The organism is Pseudomonas sp. Ant30-3, assembly GCF_000690905.1.
In the GTDB taxonomy this organism is placed as follows: domain Bacteria; phylum Pseudomonadota; class Gammaproteobacteria; order Pseudomonadales; family Pseudomonadaceae; genus Aquipseudomonas.
Map to the genome: position 1 here is coordinate 1 of NZ_JMCL01000020.1, position 15,207 is coordinate 15,207.

General features: G+C 58.0%; 17 protein-coding genes and 1 pseudogene. 11 read left to right on the forward strand and 7 right to left on the reverse strand.

The window, feature by feature from the left end; genetic code table 11:
* Positions 1-199 precede the first annotated feature (199 nt).
* From DU29_RS0105445 to DU29_RS0105455, 3 genes are read left to right on the forward strand one after another with little or no spacing between them, the layout of a single operon-like run.
* Complete coding sequence (locus tag DU29_RS0105445) at positions 200-697, forward strand: hypothetical protein (RefSeq protein WP_028620806.1); 498 nt, start codon at positions 200-202, stop codon at positions 695-697.
* A 26-nt stretch (positions 698-723) separates the two neighbouring features.
* On the forward strand, positions 724-1,500 hold the full coding sequence (locus DU29_RS0105450) for a class II glutamine amidotransferase (protein ID WP_028620807.1): 777 nt from the start codon (positions 724-726) through the stop codon (positions 1,498-1,500).
* A 12-nt stretch (positions 1,501-1,512) separates the two neighbouring features.
* On the forward strand, positions 1,513-2,055 hold the full coding sequence (locus DU29_RS0105455; RefSeq protein ID WP_028620808.1) for a DUF2937 family protein: 543 nt from the start codon (positions 1,513-1,515) through the stop codon (positions 2,053-2,055).
* Positions 2,056-2,172: 117 nt separating this feature from the next.
* Here the strand turns inward: DU29_RS0105455 and DU29_RS0105460 are convergent, their stop codons facing one another.
* Positions 2,173-3,087: a LysR family transcriptional regulator gene (locus tag DU29_RS0105460; protein ID WP_028620809.1), complete on the reverse strand. Its 915-nt coding sequence runs from the start codon at positions 3,085-3,087 to the stop codon at positions 2,173-2,175.
* Between the two features lie 158 nt (positions 3,088-3,245).
* On the opposite strand from DU29_RS0105460, the gene DU29_RS0105465 reads away from it, so the two are divergent.
* Genes DU29_RS0105465 through DU29_RS0105480 form a run of 4 tightly spaced genes read left to right on the forward strand, consistent with a single transcriptional unit; the run spans position 3,246 to position 6,953 of the window.
* On the forward strand, positions 3,246-4,532 hold the full coding sequence (locus tag DU29_RS0105465; RefSeq protein ID WP_028620810.1) for an MFS transporter: 1,287 nt from the start codon (positions 3,246-3,248) through the stop codon (positions 4,530-4,532).
* A gap of 44 nt (positions 4,533-4,576) precedes the next feature.
* Positions 4,577-5,329: a 5-oxoprolinase subunit PxpA gene (locus tag DU29_RS0105470; protein ID WP_028620811.1), complete on the forward strand. Its 753-nt coding sequence runs from the start codon at positions 4,577-4,579 to the stop codon at positions 5,327-5,329.
* A complete protein-coding gene (locus DU29_RS0105475; RefSeq protein WP_028620812.1) occupies positions 5,326-6,030 on the forward strand; it encodes a 5-oxoprolinase subunit B family protein in 705 nt (234 codons plus the stop codon). The genes DU29_RS0105470 and DU29_RS0105475 overlap by 4 nt, the downstream gene beginning before the upstream one ends.
* On the forward strand, positions 6,027-6,953 hold the full coding sequence (locus tag DU29_RS0105480) for a biotin-dependent carboxyltransferase family protein (RefSeq protein WP_028620813.1): 927 nt from the start codon (positions 6,027-6,029) through the stop codon (positions 6,951-6,953). The genes DU29_RS0105475 and DU29_RS0105480 overlap by 4 nt, the downstream gene beginning before the upstream one ends.
* 137 nt (positions 6,954-7,090) lie before the next feature.
* Here DU29_RS0105480 and DU29_RS0105485 read toward each other — a convergent pair whose 3' ends face one another.
* Positions 7,091-8,269, reverse strand: coding sequence for a vWA domain-containing protein (locus tag DU29_RS0105485; RefSeq protein ID WP_028620814.1), 1,179 nt, complete (start codon positions 8,267-8,269; stop codon positions 7,091-7,093).
* An 18-nt stretch (positions 8,270-8,287) separates the two neighbouring features.
* A complete protein-coding gene (locus DU29_RS0105490) occupies positions 8,288-9,133 on the reverse strand; it encodes an AAA family ATPase (RefSeq protein ID WP_028620815.1) in 846 nt (281 codons plus the stop codon).
* A gap of 203 nt (positions 9,134-9,336) precedes the next feature.
* Here DU29_RS0105490 and DU29_RS0105495 point away from each other — a divergent pair, with 203 nt between their 5' ends.
* Together DU29_RS0105495 and DU29_RS0105500 are read left to right on the forward strand one after the other, a co-directional pair.
* Positions 9,337-9,567: a DUF4160 domain-containing protein gene (locus DU29_RS0105495; RefSeq protein WP_028620816.1), complete on the forward strand. Its 231-nt coding sequence runs from the start codon at positions 9,337-9,339 to the stop codon at positions 9,565-9,567.
* The gene (locus DU29_RS0105500; RefSeq protein ID WP_028620817.1) at positions 9,555-10,058 is read left to right on the forward strand and encodes a DUF2442 domain-containing protein; all 504 of its coding nucleotides are present in this window, start codon (positions 9,555-9,557) and stop codon (positions 10,056-10,058) included. Before DU29_RS0105495 ends, DU29_RS0105500 begins: the two co-directional genes overlap by 13 nt.
* Here DU29_RS0105500 and DU29_RS0105505 read toward each other — a convergent pair.
* Entirely contained in the window at positions 10,055-11,131 is a 1,077-nt protein-coding gene (locus DU29_RS0105505) for a DUF748 domain-containing protein (protein WP_028620818.1), read from the reverse strand. The two genes, DU29_RS0105500 and DU29_RS0105505, sit on opposite strands and share 4 nt — an antisense overlap.
* A gap of 126 nt (positions 11,132-11,257) precedes the next feature.
* Between DU29_RS0105505 and cysK the strand changes: the two genes are divergently transcribed.
* Positions 11,258-12,235: a cysteine synthase A gene (gene cysK, locus DU29_RS0105510; RefSeq protein ID WP_028620819.1), complete on the forward strand. Its 978-nt coding sequence runs from the start codon at positions 11,258-11,260 to the stop codon at positions 12,233-12,235.
* 210 nt (positions 12,236-12,445) lie between these two features.
* Positions 12,446-13,384: an aspartyl/asparaginyl beta-hydroxylase domain-containing protein gene (locus tag DU29_RS0105515; RefSeq protein WP_028620820.1), complete on the forward strand. Its 939-nt coding sequence runs from the start codon at positions 12,446-12,448 to the stop codon at positions 13,382-13,384.
* 83 nt (positions 13,385-13,467) lie between these two features.
* On the opposite strand, the gene DU29_RS0105520 is transcribed toward DU29_RS0105515, so the two are convergent.
* The 3 genes and pseudogenes from DU29_RS0105520 to DU29_RS01000000129520 all read right to left on the reverse strand — a co-directional run.
* A complete protein-coding gene (locus tag DU29_RS0105520) occupies positions 13,468-13,944 on the reverse strand; it encodes a hypothetical protein (RefSeq protein WP_028620821.1) in 477 nt (158 codons plus the stop codon).
* Between the two features lie 19 nt (positions 13,945-13,963).
* A complete protein-coding gene (locus tag DU29_RS0105525) occupies positions 13,964-14,215 on the reverse strand; it encodes a bacteriocin immunity protein (protein ID WP_028620822.1) in 252 nt (83 codons plus the stop codon).
* A 7-nt stretch (positions 14,216-14,222) separates the two neighbouring features.
* Positions 14,223-15,207 (reverse strand): annotated as a pseudogene (locus DU29_RS01000000129520) (S-type pyocin domain-containing protein); the annotation flags it as partial.

A 15,207-nucleotide genomic window follows, 5' to 3' on the forward strand; every position in this document is an offset into this window, starting at 1 on the left:
CGAGGGGGCTTGCCCCCGCTCGGCTGCGAAGCAGTCGTTAACCGGTCACCGCCATTGGACGATAGGTTGAGGTGACTGTTTCAGGGCCGCTTCGCGACCCAGCGGGGGCAAGCCCCCTCGCCACATTGCCCGACTGGCATTGGGACAAGCCGGGCAGGCGAAAAGTCGTTACTATAAGCGCCTCTTTGCCTGCCTTGCCATGGACACCATGACCGAGAACGACTATCTGATCGCTTGGGGCCTCTACGCCTTTGCCGCTTTAGGCTGCCTGCTGGTGTGGATGCGCATTACCCGCTGGACGTGGCGCTGGCTGCGTGAGCCGCTGCGGCTGCTGGTTGCCGTGTTGCTGTTCACCCCGACCATCATCGACCCGGTGAAAGAAAAGATCGCGCCGGCCATCGCCATTACGGCGCTCGACCTGATGTTCAAGGTCGGCAACAACGCCTGGCGGGCGATCTCCGATCTGTTCATGTACGGCATGATCGCCTTCGGCATCTACCTGGTTTTCGTCGCGATCCGTTTCCCGATCGAGCGCGCCTCCAACGCTCGCAAGGAACAGGCCGCCGCTAACCAGGCGGCCGCGCGCGTCGACGAATCCGAAGACGATCAACCCTTCGGCGGTGCCGGCGATGATCGCTACGGTCGCCCACCGGTGCCGAGCAACCCCCAACGCATGCGGGTCGAACCCCGTTTGTAAGCCGGCCCTGAAGCGAGAGTCCGAACATGTGTGAGTTATTGGGCATGAGCGCCAACGTGCCGACCGATATCGTGTTCAGCTTCACCGGGCTGATGCAGCGCGGCGGCCGCACCGGGCCACACCGCGACGGTTGGGGCATCGCCTTCTACGAAGGGCGTGGCCTGCGCTTGTTCCAGGACCCGGCCGCCAGTTGCGAATCCGAAGTGGCCAACCTGGTGCAGCGGTATCCGATCAAGAGCGAAGTGGTGATCGGGCACATCCGCCAGGCCAATGTCGGCAAAGTCTGCCTCTCCAATACCCATCCATTCGTCCGCGAATTGTGGGGACGCAATTGGTGTTTCGCGCACAACGGTCAGCTCGCCGGTTTTGAACCGATCAAGAGTTTCTACCGTCCGGTCGGCGACACCGACAGCGAAGCGGCGTTCTGCGACCTGCTCAATCGGGTGCGCGGTGCGTTCCCGGAGCCGGTGGACATCGAAGCGTTGCTACCGGACCTGGTCAACGCCTGCGCCGAATACCGTGGCAAAGGCGTCTTCAATTGTCTGCTCAGCGATGGTGACTGGCTGTTCTGTTATTGCTCGACCAAACTGGTTCAGATCACCCGCCGCGCACCGTTCGGCCCGGCCCGCTTGAAGGATGTCGATGTGATCGTCGACTTCCAGGCCGAGACCACGCCCAATGATGTGGTGACGGTGATCGCCACCGAACCGTTGACCGAAAATGAAACCTGGACCCGTTACGAACCGGGCCAATGGAGCCTGTGGCGACGCGGTGAATGCGTCAGCCAGGGCAAGACCGAATAAGGACTCTGCCTCATGTTGCTCAGTTATGTACGGCTGGTGTTGTTTGCGGCGGGCCTGTTGATCGGTGTCCAGGTGCCGGGTTTCATCAGCGACTACGCCAAGCGGGTTGAAGCGCATCTGCTCGAAGCGCAGACCAGTCTCAGTGGTTTCCAGGGGACGGCCAATCAGTTTTTCAAAGGTGACATGCAGGCGTTGGTCGCGCATTACCGCGCCAGCGAAGACCCGATCTTTCGTAGCGATGCTGACAGCCTGAGCAATATGCTCAACCGTCAATTGGCGCTGGATAAGCAGTTCCAGGCCATGCAGGGTCCGTGGTACATCCGCTTTCTGCAGGTGGTGTTGGCCGCTGATCCGGATATTCGCAAGGAAACCTGGAACGGCTACAGCTACCAGATCCTGCTCACCCCGGAAGCGATGATCTGGGGCATGAGCGGCGCGTTGTTGCTGTCGTTCGGCATTGAATGCCTGTTCCGGCTTATCGACTGGGTTGTACTGGGCGGCAGGCGTTTGCGCCAGAGCCGGCCGATTGAAGATCGGGATGTGCGGGGGTTGTAACGCTCGACGCGGTCTATGTGGCGAGGGGATTCATCCCCGTTGGGCAGCGAAGCGGCCCCAAAAAATGGGACTGCTTCGCAGCCCAACGGGGATAAATCCCCTCGCCACAGGATGCGATCAGTCAGCGAGGACGATGTAACTGTTACCCACCTTTGCCGCATACCCCACCAGCACCTGCTGACACAACGCGACAATCTCCTCGACCCATTCCACCCCGGTCCGCCACGACACCACCACCTGCAAGTCCGGTGGTCGCTGGTCGATATCGAGTAACGTCAACTCCCCACGCGCCAGTTCCTCAGCCACCAACACCGGCGGTAACGCGCCGATACCGAAGCCATCACGCAGCAACCGGGTAATCGCCGACACCGAATTCACGCAGTTCAACCGTGGCGTCATCACGCCGTTCGCCTGCATCAGGCTCAAGATGTCCTGATGCGGGTGGGAGTTTTTCGAATAGGTAATGATCCGCTCACGCGCCAGATCGGCGATGCCAGCATACGTGCGGTTATAGATGGATTGACTGGCGACGATCCAGCCCATCGGATGGCTGGCCAATTCCAGGCTGCGCACACTTTCCTGGCGCAGCAGATCGGTTTGCAGAATCAGATCCAGGAAACCTTTTTGCAGCTGATCACAGAGGTTAAGTGAGGTATCGGCGACCAGCTCGATCTCTACCAGAGGATAGTGATCCATCATCTGCGCCACCAGTGGGCTCAGCCAGGTATGAATGACTGTGTCCATTACGCCGATCCGCACCCGACCGACCTTGCTTGAACGGGTCTCGATCGACTGCTTGAGCGCCTGCATGGTGTCCATCATCTGCTCGGCGTAGTCGAGCACTTTCAAACCTTCCGGCGTCAGGCTCACACCGCGCGAATCACGCAGAAACAGCTTCACCCCGAGCTCGCCTTCGAGCACCGCGATGCGGCTGGAAATCGAGGCCTGGGTGGTGAAGAGTTTGTCTGTCGTGAGGCGGAAACTCTTCAGCCGGGCGACCCAGACAAAGGTCTCAAGAAACTTCAGATTCATCGGTCAGGCCTGCGAGATAAATTTTTCTTATGTCTGGAGCGCGGTTTTATTAGTTGGACGCGACAGGGGCGGGCGCCCAAAAATCAGGCTATCCGGTTCCCACGATAGGCGTCGTCGGGGCTCAGAACAATACCAATAAAATTGCGCGGAGATTTGCCATGAGTGCGCCCGACACGCTCGACATCCCCAAGGCCACGGCCCGCCCGGGACCTTTCGACTGGTATCGCAACATCAATCAGCAGGAGCGCCGCACGTTCTGGAGCTGCAAGATCGGCTACGGTCTGGACGGCATGGACACCCAGATGCTTAGCTTCGTCGTGCCGACCCTGATTGCAATGTGGGGCATCACCACCGGCGAGGCCGGGCTGATTCACACCAGCACCTTGATCGCCTCGGCCATCGGCGGTTGGGTCGCGGGGATTCTCTCTGACCGCATCGGTCGCGTGCGCACCTTGCAACTGACGGTACTCTGGTTCGCGTTCTTCACGTTCCTTTGCGGCTTCGCACAAAACTACGAACAACTGCTGATCAGCCGGACTTTGATGGGCTTCGGTTTCGGCGGCGAGTGGACCGCCGGCGCGGTGTTGATGGGCGAAGTGATTCGCGCCAAAGATCGTGGCAAAGCGGTGGGCATGGTGCAATCGGGCTGGGCACTGGGCTGGGGTTTGACCGCCATTCTGTACGCGCTGCTGTTCTCGGTGTTGCCTGCGGAAGACGCCTGGCGTGCGCTCTTCATCCTCGGCATCGTCCCGGCGATTTTTGTGATTTTTGTCCGTCGTTTGGTCAAGGACCCGGAAATCTATCGCGAGGCCAAGGCCAGGCAGGAGCCGAGCAACCCGGCAAAATTTTATGAGATTTTCGCCCCGGGCATACTTTCCACCACCATTCGCGCGTCGATCCTGACCACCGGCGCACTCGGCGGTTATTACGCGATCACCTCCTGGCTGCCGACGTTCCTGAAAAACGAGCGTGGCTTGAGCGTACTCGGCACGGGCGGATATCTGGCGATGGTGATCGTCGGTTCCTACGTCGGATATGTCATCAGCGCATATTTGACTGACATTCTCGGTCGCAAGAAAAACTTCATTTTGTTTGCGGTCGGCTCGTTCACCATCGTGCTGCTCTATACGCAGCTGCCGGTCAGCAACGGCGTGATGCTGTGGCTGGGCTTTCCGCTGGGCTTTTTTGCTTCGGGGATTTTCAGCGGCATGGGTTCCTTCCTGACGGAACTGTTCCCGACGCGCATTCGCGGTTCAGGCCAGGGCTTTTGCTACAACATCGGGCGGGCACTGGCGGCGTTGTTTCCGCTGCTGATCGGTTTGCTTAGCCAGACGGTACCTTTGAGCGTAGGCATCGGGGCGTTTGCGGCGGTTTCCTACGGCGTGGTGATCCTGGCGGCGCTGAGCCTGCCGGAAACTCGTGGCAAAGAACTCGACGCGCAGTAATCTGCCTGCATCGAAAAGAAATAAAACCTACAGGAGTGTTCACCGTGAGCCGCCTGCTATTGAACTGCGACATCGGCGAGAGTTTCGGCAACTGGACCATGGGTCTGGACGCCGAAGTGATGCCCTTCATCGACTGCGCCAATGTCGCCTGCGGTTTTCACGCCGGCGACCCGAGCATCATGCGCGAAACCGTCGGCCTGGCCTTGAGTCACGGCGTGCAGATCGGCGCGCATCCGGCTTATCAGGATCTGGTCGGTTTCGGCCGGCGTTCCATGGCCTACAGCACCCAGGAACTTCAGGACATTATGCATTACCAGATCGGCGCCCTCGACGGGATCTGCCGGGCCCAGGGCGGACGTGTCAGTTACGTTAAACCCCACGGCGCGATGTACAACGACATGATGGCCAACCCGGCGCAATTGCGCGCTGTTCTGCAAGCCGTAGCGTCTTATGACCGGACGTTGCCATTGATGCTGATGGCGACCCGCGACAACAGCGCTGCGCAACAACTGGGTGATGAATACGGCGTAACGCTGTGGTTCGAAGCGTTCGCCGATCGCGCCTACGACAGCGGTGGGCGGCTGGTTTCGCGTGCGCTGCCGGGCGCGGTGCATCACGAGTCAGAGGTGATCATCGAGCAGGCGCTGACGATTGCCCGTGGCGCCAACCTCACGGCCAGCGATGGCAGTGCCTTGCACCTGCAAGCCAACACCCTGTGCGTACACGGCGATAACGCCAGTTCCGTGGCAGCGGTGCGGCGTATTCGCGAAGCCCTCGACCAGCAGAGCGCACCATGAAACTGCGCGTGGAAGTGGTGGCGCTGGATTGCCTGATGGTGCGGCTGTTCGATGAGATCAGCGAAGACAACATGCCGTGGATGCTCGCGGCCAGTGAAAACCTGCGGACGGCGTTCGCCGCGCATTTGATCGATCTGGTCCCGTCTTATACGACGCTGATGGTGCATTACGACCTGACCGCCCTGAACCCGGCGCAAGCGCGGGAATTGATCGCCACAGCCTTGATCGACCTGTCACCCAATGCGCGCATTCACGGCAAATCTCACGTATTGCCGGTCTGGTATGACCTCAGCGTCGGCCCGGAATTGAGCCTGTTGACGCAGCGCAGCGGGCTGGCGGTGGCTGAGGTGATTCGCCGTCACAGCGAGCGTGAATACCAGGTATTCGCTTTAGGCTTTGCGCCGGGTTTTGCCTTCATGGGCCTGGTGGAAGAAGTGTTGGCCGCACCGCGTTTGAATACACCACGGAAAAAAGTCGCGGCTGGCAGCGTCGGCATTGCCGAGCGGCAAACCGCGGCCTATCCGGTGGTGTCGCCGGGTGGATGGAACCTGATCGGCCGCACGCCGACGAAACTGTTCGACCGTGAACGCGACGGTTACAGCCTGATGCAACCAGGCGATACCGTGCGCTTCGCGGCGGTCAGTCATGCCGAATTCATCAATCTGGGCGGTGATGACACGCCGCTGGAGGTGCAGGCATGAGTCAACTGACGATTGAAGCGAGTACGCCGTTATGCCTGTTGCAGGACGCCGGTCGCTTCGGAGTTCGCCATTTGGGGATTACCCAAGGCGGTGCGCTGGATTGGCCATCGATGGCCTGGGCGAACTGGCTGCTGGGCAATGCTCTGAATGTGCCGGTGATTGAAATCACCCTCGGCGGATTTACCGTGGTGGCCGAGCAGGACTGCATGCTCGCGCTGGCCGGCGCGGACCTTGGCGCGCAACTGGACGGCCAGGCACTGGCACCGTGGCGCAGCTTCAAATTGAATAAAGGTCAGCGTTTGCACTTCACTCAACCGCTGCTGGGCGCGCGGGCTTACCTTGCCGCACCGGGCGGGTTTGATGCGCCGAAGGTGTTGGGCAGCAGTGCAACAGTGGTTCGTGAAGAACTCGGAGGTCCGGATGGTCTGGGCCGGGCGTTGACCAAGGGAGCTTCGCTCAGTTACTCGATGGAGGCCCCGTTGCTGATGCGTGAAATACCCCGTGATCGGCTGCCTGATTTCAAGTCCGACGCGCCGTTGGCCGTCGTGCTCGGGGCGCAGATTGGTCATTTCAGTGGGCAGAGTCTGTTCGATGCATTCAACAGTGTGTGGACCCTCGACAGTCGAGCTGACCGGATGGGCATCCGTTTATTGGGTGCTGCGCTGGAATATCAGGGTCGACCGATGATATCCGAAGGCATCCCGTTGGGCGCGGTGCAGGTCCCGCCGGACGGGCAACCGATCGTGTTACTCAATGATCGGCAGACGATTGGCGGTTATCCGCGGCTGGGCGCGTTGACACCGTTGGCGCTGGCGCGGTTGGCGCAGTGTCTGCCGGGAGCAAAGGTGCAGTTGCGGCCGGTTGTGCAGGATACGGCGCATCGGGAGCACGTTGAGTATTTGCGCCGGTTTTCAAACCGCTGAAAGCTTCGTCGGATCGCCGCCCGGAGCAAGTCCGGCTCCCACAGTAATTGATGGTGTTCACAAAACGTGTATACCACCTCAGAGCCTGTGGGAGCCGGGCTTGCCCGCGAAGGCGGCTTCCCGGACCACGAAGATCTCTATTTGGAAAGAAACCGCATCCCTTCCTCCAACCCACGCAACGTCAACGGGTACATCTGATCATCAATCAGATCCCGCACGATATTGGTCGATGCCGTGTAGCCCCAGGTATCTTTTGGATACGGATTGATCCAGATGAGCTTCTTGTACTTCTCCTTGAACCGCTGCATCCACATATAGCCGGCTTCTTCGTTCCAGTGCTCGACACTGCCACCCGCCTGGGTGATTTCATAAGGCGCCATCGCCGCGTCGCCGATGAAAATCACTTTGTAATCAGCGCCGTACTTGTGCAGCAAATCCTGGGTAGAAGTGCGTTCCGACGTGCGACGCATGTTGTTCTTCCACACCGACTCATAAACGAAGTTGTGGAAGTAGAAATACTCAAGATGCTTGAACTCGGTCTTGCACGCCGAGAACAACTCCTCGCAGATCTTCACATGCGCGTCCATCGAGCCACCGATGTCGAACAACAGCAACAACTTGACCGTGTTGCGGCGCTCGGGTCGCATCTGGATGTTCAGCAGGCCGGCATCTTTGGCGGTGTGATCGATGGTGCCATCGATGTCGAGCTCTTCCGCCGCGCCTTGGCGAGCGAATTTGCGCAGACGACGCAAGGCCACCTTGATGTTGCGCGTGCCCAGTTCCACCGAGTCATCAAGGTTCTTGTACTCGCGCTGATCCCAGACCTTGACCGCTTTGCCCTGGCGTTTGCCGGCATCGCCGACCCGGATGCCTTCCGGGTTGAAACCGCCGGAACCGAACGGGCTGGTGCCACCGGTGCCGATCCATTTGTTGCCGCCAGCATGGCGTTCTTTCTGTTCTTCAAGACGCTTTTTGAATTCTTCGATCAACTTGTCCAGTCCGCCAAGAGACTGAATCGCCGCACGCTCTTCATCGGTCAGTGAACGCTCGAATTCCTTGCGCAGCCAGTCTTCAGGAATCAATGCTTGAAGGTGATCGTCGAGTTTTTCCAGACCGTTGAAATAGGCCCCGAACGCCCGATCGAACTTGTCGAAATGCTTTTCGTCCTTCACCAGAATCGCTCGCGACAAGTAATAAAACTCGTCCATGTCGGCAAAGGTCACGCGCTGTTTCAGCGCGTTGATCAGGTCCAGTAGCTCGCGCACCGAGACGGGCACCTTGGCTGCGCGCATTTCATTGAACAGGTTGAGCAGCATGGCTATCTTCTCGAATGATCAGCGAGTGCCGCGACGGCTCATGAACGCCAGACGCTCAAGCAATTGCACGTCCTGTTCGTTCTTCACCAACGCACCGGCCAACGGCGGAATCGCTTTGGTCGGATCACGTTCACGCAGCACCGCTTCGCCGATGTTGTCGGCCATCAGCAACTTCAGCCAGTCCACCAGTTCCGACGTCGATGGCTTCTTCTTGAGGCCCGGTACTTTGCGCACGTCGAAGAACACATCAAGCGCCTCGCTGACCAAGTCCTTCTTGATGTCCGGGTAGTGCACGTCGACGATCTTCTGCAACGTGGTGCGATCCGGGAACGCGATGTAGTGGAAGAAACAACGGCGCAGGAAAGCGTCCGGCAATTCCTTTTCATTGTTTGAAGTAATGATGATGATCGGGCGTTTTTTCGCCTTGATCGTCTCGTCGATCTCGTAAACGTAGAACTCCATCTTGTCGAGTTCTTGCAGCAGGTCGTTGGGGAACTCGATGTCGGCCTTGTCGATTTCATCGATCAGCAGAATCACCCGTTCTTCCGATTCGAAGGCCTCCCAGAGTTTGCCCTTTTTCAGGTAGTTGCGAACATCGTGGACCTTCTCCGTGCCGAGCTGCGAATCGCGCAGGCGGCTGACGGCGTCGTACTCGTACAGGCCCTGATGCGCCTTGGTGGTGGATTTGATGTGCCAGGTGATCAGCTTCGCGCCAAAGGACTCGGCCAGTTGTTCGGCGAGCATGGTCTTGCCCGTTCCCGGCTCACCCTTGACCAGCAACGGACGCTCCAGGGTGATGGCGGCGTTGACCGCAAGCTTCAGGTCATCGGTGGCGACGTAGGCCTGGGTGCCTTCGAACTTCATCTGCTAATCCTCGAACGGTGATGCCGGCCTGAGCGAGGCAGGGCGGGGCGCAATAAAATGGAGTACCCGACTATAACGCGCCGCCCCGTCGACTGTGAACGCAGACGGCCTATTCAGTCTCTGAATGGCGCGTCACATCTTGACTTGATCTCGAGCCATTGCCAGTATTGAGATATCGCCATTTTGGCGATAGCTTGCACGGCATGTCTACCAAATACAGATTTCGCGATACCTACCGCATTCAATTGCGCGAGAAAGACCACCCGCCGCCCCATGTTCATCTGACCGGGGGAGGCGTGGATGTAATGCTTAGCCTGGAAACGGTGCAGGTCATTATTGGCAAGGCGCCGCCGTTGATCATCAAGGAAGCGCTGGCATGGGTCAGAGACCATCAGGCGCAATTGCTCGAGGACTGGAAACGATGCTACCCATGAAGAGACCGCGGTTGTCTGCGGTAGAGGCATTGCCCGACTATCGTCTGGACCTGACGTTTATCGACGGTCAAAAGCTAATGCTCGATCTGAGGCGGGATCTGGAAGCTTATTCCGGATTACGACCGTTGCTGGACGAACATGCCTTCGAGACAGCGACTTTGGGTGACGATGGCTGGAGCGTCGAATGGCCTCAGCAGGATATCCAGATTGGCGCGGACACTCTCTACCTGGACGCGCTCGCGCAAAACGCTGCAGATGAAAACACCCGGATCTTCATTGACTGGCGCGCGCGAACCGGTTTGCCGTTGAACCATGCGGCAGAGGCATTGGGCGTCAGCGCTCGGAGTATCACGCGTTACAGCAGCGGTCGGGAAGCCGTACCTCGTTCATTGGCGCTGGCTTGCCTGGGTTGGGACTGGTTGCAGCAGCAAGCTCAGCCGGCGAAAGCGGCCGAGGACACCGGCCGCTACGTGGTTAACCGCAAACGTTAACCTGCATCCGGTTTCGGGCGCTCATAACGGGCATTGAATGCCTGCACAAAACCATTACGCAGAATCTGCAAAAACGCCTCGAACGCGTTGACGTCCTGCTGGTGCACATTGCCGCTCAGTTCAACGCGAGTGGCGAACTGGTTTTTCTGTTGGTTTTTGAGCACGGTTTCGGTGCCACCGACCAACGCTTCCCAGACAGAGCGGAACAAGCCTTTATTCTTGTTTTCGACATCCTGCTGCCAGTTGAAGACGTCTACATCACGCAACAGCGGTTTGATATAGCCCTTCAGTTGGGCATTGTTGGCTTCGGCTTCAATGACCACATCACCGTGGCCGGCATTAAAGTCGAATTTGCCATAGGCAGAAGCAAAGTCGTTCATGCGCTTGAGCTCAATGCCTCTGGCACGCAAGCGGAAATCGAAGTCTTCAAAGTCGCTCAACGGGTCGAATGTTGCCGTGGCTTCCAGCGGCGCATGTCCCAACAGCAAGGCCTTGCCTTCGAAGCGGGCGTCGCGTTTGCCTTCGGTGTCGACGACGTTGGTCAGGTTGAAAATGCTCGCGTTGATCTGCGTCGCGTTCATGTTCACCGGGGGCTTGGAATTGAAATTGCGGAAGCTGACCTTGCCGTCGTTGATGCGCACCTCGTTCAGGGTGATGGGTGCCAGTTTGCTTAACTGTTCACGCCAGTCGGTGCCTTGACCTGTCTGGGAGTTCTGCTTGTTGGCGCCGCCGTCGACGAAGTTCACTTCAGGGTTAAAGAACTCTACTTCGGCCACCACCGCATGGTCATACCAGAGCGAGTGCCAGCTCACGGCCAGTTCGATCACTGGCGCATTGACGAAGGGCACCGGCACCTTGCCGTCGACTTTGACGATCTTCAGACCGTTGATCCTGTAAGCACCGCGCCACAGGGCCAGATCGACGTCCGTCACCTGGCCACGGTAATCGCCCATGTCGGCCAGCTTGTCGTTCAGGTAATCCCGAACCAGATAAGGTAACGCGATATGCAGTGCGATCAGCAGTACGACGAGGCCGGTAAAGACCCACAAGGGCCAACTGTATCTGCGTTTCATAATGACAAATCTCCAGCGATGTAAAAGCATTGACTGCGCTGTCGGCCGGACGTTCGACTGACTGGACGCCCACGGGCAACAGGCATACCGTTATGGGCTTCTCCAACGCTGTACAAGGACCCAGCCATGAGCCGTATCTTTGCTGACAATGCCCACTCCATCGGCAACACGCCGCTGGTCCAGATCAACCGTATCGCCCCGCGCGGTGTGACCATTCTGGCCAAGATCGAGGGGCGTAACCCCGGTTACTCGGTCAAGTGCCGGATCGGCGCCAACATGATCTGGGACGCCGAAAGTACCGGCAAACTCAAGCCTGGCATGACCATCGTCGAGCCGACCTCGGGCAACACCGGCATCGGCCTGGCGTTCGTCGCAGCCGCGCGCGGTTACAAATTGATGCTGACCATGCCAGCGTCCATGAGCATCGAACGGCGCAAGGTGCTTAAGGCCTTGGGCGCCGAACTGGTGCTGACCGAGCCGGCCAAGGGCATGAAGGGCGCCATCGAAAAGGCCGCCGAAATCGTCGCGAGCGACCCGTCCAGCTACTTCATGCCGGGCCAGTTCGATAACCCTGCAAACCCGGCGATCCACGAGAAAACCACCGGCCCTGAAATCTGGAACGATACCGACGGTGCCGTCGATGTATTGGTGGCGGGCGTGGGAACCGGCGGAACCATCACCGGTGTGTCGCGGTACATCAAGAATACGCAGGGCAAGCCGATTCTGTCGGTCGCGGTTGAGCCGGTGTCTTCCCCCGTTATCACCCAGGCGCGGGCGGGTGAGGAAATCAAGCCCATCGCACCGCACAAGGTCCAGGGCATCGGCGCCGGGTTTGTGCCGAAAAACCTCGATCTGTCGATGGTTGACCGGGTTGAGCTGGTCACTGATGAGGAGTCGAAGGCGATGGCCCTGCGCTTGATGCAGGAAGAAGGAATTCTGTGCGGGATTTCTTGCGGCGCTGCGATGGCAGTAGCCGTTCGATTGGCGGAAACGCCGGAAATGCAGGGCAAGACAATCGTAGTGATCCTGCCCGACTCGGGTGAGCGCTACCTGTCGAGCATGCTCTTCAGCGATCTGTTCACCGAACAGGAGAACCAGCAGTAACCGGCACGGACCGGAACTGAAATTGGAGGGGATTGATTCGCGTCAGCCCCCGTTCAGCCAGCCTGTGTTATCAAGAGCTTTATTGCGCTTTCATCAATACAGAATATGAAAAGTGCAGGTTATTCCGCCGGCCTTGAATGTCTATCATGGCCGGCTGCCGCGTCGGGTAAATGGCGTTGAGTAAAGTTGTAATTGATCAAGGAGTTGTTGATGAACGTTTCCCTTGCCGCGAAGGCGTCCGTGTTGCTGCTGTTTCTGGGCAGCACGCTGTATGTGCATTTGCGTGGCAAGGCGCGCTTACCGGTCCTGCGTCAGTTTGTTAACCATTCAGCGCTGTTTGCCCCCTACAACGCCTTGATGTATCTGTTCTCCCGTGTGCCCTCTGATCCCTATCTAGACCGCAGCAAATTCCCCGAACTTGATGTGCTCAAGGACAACTGGGAAGTGATCCGCGACGAGGCCATGCACCTGTTCGACGAGGGCTACATTCGCGCCGCCGAGAACAACAATGACGCCGGGTTCGGCTCATTCTTCAAAAAAGGCTGGAAGCGTTTTTATCTCAAGTGGTATGACAAACCGCTGCCGTCGGCCGAGGCGCTCTGCCCGAGAACCGTGGCATTGGTCAGCAGCATCCCCAACGTCAAGGGCGCCATGTTCGCCTTGCTCCCGGGCGGCAGCCATCTCAATCCGCATCGTGATCCGTTCGCCGGTTCACTGCGTTATCACCTGGGCCTGTCCACGCCGAACTCGGAGAACTGCCGCATCTTTGTCGATGGCCAGGAATACGCCTGGCGCGATGGCGAAGATGTGATGTTCGACGAGACTTACGTGCACTGGGTCAAGAACGAAACCGGGACAACCCGGGTGATCCTGTTTTGCGATGTGGAACGGCCGCTGAACACTCGTGTCATGACCCGCATCAACCGCTCGATCAGCACCTTCCTCGGCCGCGCCACCGCGCCGCAAAATGTCGAAGAAGAGCGGGTTGGCAGAATCAATCAGGTTTACGCGTGGAGTAAACGCTTCAGTGACACCTTCAGCGGCGCGGTCAAGCAGTGGAAACGTCGCCATCCCAAGGCGTACCGCGTGATGCGGCCGGTGCTCGCAGTGGTGGTGCTTACATTGTTGGGGTATTGGTTGCTTGGGTAACGATTTTGCACAAAAAAAACCGCTCGAATTGAGCGGTTTTTTATGTCTGGATTCTAGCGACGCCCGGCACGCACGTTGACTTGTTAAAGCAACACATCTCTATCATTCAACGCAATTTCTATTACCTGCTCTGGCGATAATCTCTGCGAGTAATCCGCATCACCGAAGTATTCGTCTGGCCAGAAAATGAAATCGGATACGCGTTCATTGGGTATGTTGATTGCCAGCATGTTTAACCAAAAATCGATGTCATGCTCGGACCCATCGCACTCCATCACCCTTCGAGCGAGCTCTATCAGCTCATGCTTGGTTACATCTGCCACGCGCCGTTCATACGGTGTTGCTAAGACCTTGCGAACCCAAGTGTCGTGGTCCTGGCCTCCATAAATACCTTGAAAGTCGATGTACTCAAGCTGGGTCATGGCCTCTCGATTGAACGCGGCCAACTGCTCCGGAGTTTGTTCGGGATGTCCGCAATCAATTTGCTCAGACAATATCGTCAGCCGAGCGACAAAGGATTCATCCAGCAGCGGGGGCATCAAATCAGGGCGAAGTTCCATATGTTTTCTCACGATCCATTTAGTCTTTGAATCCCGGCAGGCCTTGGTCAGCACGCCAGTCTTTTACTGTTTTAGTAACGCCCTCGGCGGAGTTGTCCGCACCGGGTTCCGGATGGAAAATTAGGTCGTAGCCATCAGGATGGCCTGCAAGCCGACTGAATTTCTCAAGTAACTCGCCAAGCTCTTCGTCCGTACCGCCTTTGTTAACGATACGTATGTTCTTGATGAAGGCAATGAATGCGGCTTCGGTAAAATCGGAAATATTGTCCATGTTGTGTCTATTTCCTTCTGTGAAGATCAATGTGATTTCGTGGGGTGTTAACCCTCAAGTTATCCACGTCATATACCGCGCCGCCGTCTTTAATTAGTTCGACGTGGTGTATTTCATAGGTGACGCGTTTCCCCACCGAGTCCCTGAATCCAACAGTAGGGGCGTTCCCATTTAGAGCACGCGCCTGATCGTCCTCACTCAGCTGGCTAAATAGCTCAGGATCGTTGCTTACTGCCCTCCAGAACGCACCCCTGAATCGAAGCTGCTAAAGCCTTTGCCGCTGAGTTGGCTGGCAATTCTTGTTGGTATCGGGGCACCGAGTCCAGAACTCGCCCCAGCTAACCAGATGCCGGTCACGTCTTTTCCTTGCCCCGTCACGGTGCCGGGATCAAGGCGAACATTCATCACGATGTACAACGGCTGCACACCAGACCCAGCCGGGAACACCAGAATGAAATCTTTGTAAGCGTCTGGGTAAATCGGGCTGACGATGATGTTATCAGCCTGTTCGGTGGGCGGATAAATCCAGATCTGTGGCGCCTGTGGTGCGCCTTCTAATGCTGGAATCCCTGGGGTGCTGGACGGGTCGGTGGCGGGTGTCCATATCAAGGTTACGCCGTCACCAAGGTCAGCCACTTGCTGGGAGCCTCGGGCAGCGAACTGTACTACGGGGATCATTTCCCAATCACGCCGCTTCTGGGTGTTGTACCCGTAGCCCTTTAAGGTGCCATCGGCCTGCTGCTCAACGGTTAGTCGGACACGTGTGCGTCCTACTTTGAGCGACTGGAGCTGTTCTTCTGTGTATAGGCTGCTGTCGCCCAAACTGGATGGCCACAGCAATGCAACCACTCCCGCCAATGCACCAGCAGCAACACCCGTGATAGCACCGGACGCCACAGCACCGGCCGTACACAAACCGCTACAAGACACACCGCCAGCGGTGGCAGTAGCAGCGCCGCCTAATAAAAGTGTTCCCAAAGAGGCGGGGAGGG

What these genes read in the sequence shown, in the direction of transcription:
- DU29_RS0105445 (WP_028620806.1), top strand. Translation starts at nt 200, where the DNA reads ATGGACACCATGACCGAGAACGACTATCTGATCGCTTGGGGCCTCTAC.
- DU29_RS0105450 (WP_028620807.1), top strand. Translation starts at nt 724, where the DNA reads ATGTGTGAGTTATTGGGCATGAGCGCCAACGTGCCGACCGATATCGTG.
- DU29_RS0105455 (WP_028620808.1), top strand. Translation starts at nt 1,513, where the DNA reads ATGTTGCTCAGTTATGTACGGCTGGTGTTGTTTGCGGCGGGCCTGTTG.
- DU29_RS0105460 (WP_028620809.1), bottom strand. Translation starts at nt 3,087, where the DNA reads ATGAATCTGAAGTTTCTTGAGACCTTTGTCTGGGTCGCCCGGCTGAAG.
- DU29_RS0105465 (WP_028620810.1), top strand. Translation starts at nt 3,246, where the DNA reads ATGAGTGCGCCCGACACGCTCGACATCCCCAAGGCCACGGCCCGCCCG.
- DU29_RS0105475 (WP_028620812.1), top strand. Translation starts at nt 5,326, where the DNA reads ATGAAACTGCGCGTGGAAGTGGTGGCGCTGGATTGCCTGATGGTGCGG.
- DU29_RS0105480 (WP_028620813.1), top strand. Translation starts at nt 6,027, where the DNA reads ATGAGTCAACTGACGATTGAAGCGAGTACGCCGTTATGCCTGTTGCAG.
- DU29_RS0105485 (WP_028620814.1), bottom strand. Translation starts at nt 8,269, where the DNA reads ATGCTGCTCAACCTGTTCAATGAAATGCGCGCAGCCAAGGTGCCCGTC.
- DU29_RS0105490 (WP_028620815.1), bottom strand. Translation starts at nt 9,133, where the DNA reads ATGAAGTTCGAAGGCACCCAGGCCTACGTCGCCACCGATGACCTGAAG.
- DU29_RS0105495 (WP_028620816.1), top strand. Translation starts at nt 9,337, where the DNA reads ATGTCTACCAAATACAGATTTCGCGATACCTACCGCATTCAATTGCGC.
- DU29_RS0105500 (WP_028620817.1), top strand. Translation starts at nt 9,555, where the DNA reads ATGCTACCCATGAAGAGACCGCGGTTGTCTGCGGTAGAGGCATTGCCC.
- DU29_RS0105505 (WP_028620818.1), bottom strand. Translation starts at nt 11,131, where the DNA reads ATGAAACGCAGATACAGTTGGCCCTTGTGGGTCTTTACCGGCCTCGTC.
- cysK (WP_028620819.1), top strand. Translation starts at nt 11,258, where the DNA reads ATGAGCCGTATCTTTGCTGACAATGCCCACTCCATCGGCAACACGCCG.
- DU29_RS0105515 (WP_028620820.1), top strand. Translation starts at nt 12,446, where the DNA reads ATGAACGTTTCCCTTGCCGCGAAGGCGTCCGTGTTGCTGCTGTTTCTG.
- DU29_RS0105520 (WP_028620821.1), bottom strand. Translation starts at nt 13,944, where the DNA reads ATGGAACTTCGCCCTGATTTGATGCCCCCGCTGCTGGATGAATCCTTT.
- DU29_RS0105525 (WP_028620822.1), bottom strand. Translation starts at nt 14,215, where the DNA reads ATGGACAATATTTCCGATTTTACCGAAGCCGCATTCATTGCCTTCATC.